Annotated in this window: 2 protein-coding genes and 2 pseudogenes; 1 reads left to right on the top strand and 3 read right to left on the bottom strand. The window is 35.7% G+C overall.

The features are described from left to right. Positions 1 to 300, top strand: a pseudogene (locus tag COO03_RS23800) (RNA-guided endonuclease IscB); the annotation flags it as partial. Between the two features lie 331 nt (positions 301 to 631). Here the strand turns inward: COO03_RS23800 and COO03_RS27245 are convergent. From COO03_RS27245 to COO03_RS27240, 3 genes and pseudogenes are all read right to left on the bottom strand, one after another. After that, complete coding sequence (locus COO03_RS27245) at positions 632 to 790, bottom strand: hypothetical protein (protein WP_154724660.1); 159 nt, start codon at positions 788 to 790, stop codon at positions 632 to 634. A 22-nt stretch (positions 791 to 812) separates the two neighbouring features. Next, on the bottom strand, positions 813 to 1,154 hold the full coding sequence (locus COO03_RS23795) for a transposase (RefSeq protein WP_097899465.1): 342 nt from the start codon (positions 1,152 to 1,154) through the stop codon (positions 813 to 815). Beyond that, positions 1,151 to 1,360, bottom strand: a pseudogene (locus COO03_RS27240) (IS110 family transposase); the annotation flags it as partial. The pseudogene COO03_RS27240 and the gene COO03_RS23795, both read right to left, overlap by 4 nt.

Genomic DNA, 1,360 nt, shown 5'->3' with positions numbered 1-1,360 from the left:
AGAAAGAAAAAACGCTCCCTACATGAAGCAACTGCAAGAAAAGGAAGAAAAACAAAGAATATAAGTGCAAAACGGAACAAGAAAAATACACCACATCTAGATGAAATCTATTTAGGTGATAAAGTAAAGCTATTTGGACAAGTAGGATTTGTGACAGGATTTACAGGAAAAATGGTATACGTACAAAATATACATGGACAATATATACAAAATCTTTCTAAATCTTATAAGCAAGTGAAGATATCAGATATGGAACGTATACACCATACAAACAATTGGCAGTTCTCACAAATCAGTTAGGCTATGCCTAACCAAAATTCATCCCCATCTTACCGCTGGGCTCTTGCACGTCACGCGCTTGAAGATGTGGACTTCTTTCGGAAATACGTTAAATTTGAAGCCTCATCGTTCCCTTCCCTTATAAAACAAACATATATATCACTTAAAAAACCGACATAAAACCCCACTTTTTCTGTGAAAATAAAAAGTGGGTTATGCACTATTTAGGTTTTGAAAAATAAACTAAGATCTTCTTTTTGCGTGTGAAACACGCAAAAAGACAATAAGAAAGAAGACTACTGTTCTTTAGATATTTTTTCAGTAGTTTGTGTATATGAAATTGGAAACTGGTCTATGCTAGTAATTTTGAGTATTCAATAAATGCCGTTCGTTGTTTCAATATATGGTATATCACCTTAATTACTTTATGTGCAATGGCGATGATTGCTTTTCTCTTTCCTCTTCGTGCAGCTAATGACCAGAATTTTCCTGATAACCATGTTTTCCGCATACGTGAAATGGCCCATGCTACTTCACAAAGTGTTGTTTTGATGTGCGGATTTCCTTTTATAGTCCGGGTGCTTTTTTTTACCGGCACTTTCATGATTGCCTGGTGATACACCTGCCCAAGAGGATAGTTGTTGCGCAGAAGGGAATTGGCTCATTTCGATACCAATCTCTGCGATGATGCTTGCGACAGTATTTTTTTTCACACCTGGTATTGTTAGTAAGAGTTCGTCTATTCGTGCTTCTAATTGTTCAATGGCTTGTTCGAGAAATAAGATGTGATTCCACGAATGCCGAATTAAGAAAATTTGATGTTCGTTTAATGTACCGAATAATGAATCTGAAATATCTTGGGCTTTTGGCATCATTTTTGTGTGAATTGTCTCTTCGACATCTTGTAACTTACGTATCCTTGTTCTACAAGACGAGTTAATAATTTTCGTCCGGATACACCAAATACATCAGAAATAACAGATCCTAACTTAATATTAGAACACTCTAACGTTTTTTGGATTCTGTTTTTTTCTGCTGTCATATCACCAATCACTTTTTTGCGACGACGAGTTAAATCACG

The sequence above is a fragment of the Bacillus sp. AFS098217 genome (assembly GCF_002551815.1).
Lineage (GTDB): Bacteria > Bacillota > Bacilli > Bacillales > Bacillaceae_G > Bacillus_A.
This window is presented reverse-complemented; position numbering and strand designations above follow the sequence as displayed.